The sequence below is a fragment of the Pseudomonas sp. I2 genome, assembly GCF_040984075.1.
GTDB classification, from domain to species: Bacteria; Pseudomonadota; Gammaproteobacteria; order Pseudomonadales; family Pseudomonadaceae; genus Aquipseudomonas; species Aquipseudomonas guariconensis_B.
The window spans coordinates 1-379 of the sequence record NZ_JBCGFQ010000244.1 but is presented as its reverse complement, the minus strand read 5'-3'; the positions used below and the strand labels follow the sequence as shown (position 1 = coordinate 379).

General features: G+C 66.2%; 1 protein-coding gene. It reads left to right on the top strand.

Going from position 1 to position 379, the window contains the following annotated elements:
• On the top strand, positions 1–379 hold a 379-nt coding region (locus tag WCE05_RS26455; protein ID WP_368816903.1), incomplete at both ends, for a condensation domain-containing protein.

Genomic DNA, 379 nt, shown 5'->3' with positions numbered 1-379 from the left:
CCTCTCCACTCTGCCAGGCGCCTGGAGCGTAGCCCACTATGTTGAACTACGCGGCGCCCTCGATCCGACGCTGCTGGGAAAAGCGATTGTCGCCGGTCTGCAGCAGGCGGACACCCTCAGCCTGCGCTTTGAGGAAGAGGAGGGGGAAGTCTGGCAGTGGCTGGCGGCCGACCGCACCTTTGGCGAACCGTCGATCATTGACCTGCGGACGGCGCCGGATCCGCATCGCGCCGCCACGGAGCGGATGCAGGCGGATCTGGCGCAGGATCTGCGCGTCGACGGCGGCAACCCGCTGGTGTGCCATCAGCTGCTGCGCGTCGGCGACGACCGCTGGTACTGGTATCAGCGTTATCACCACTTGCTGGTGGATGGCTTCAGC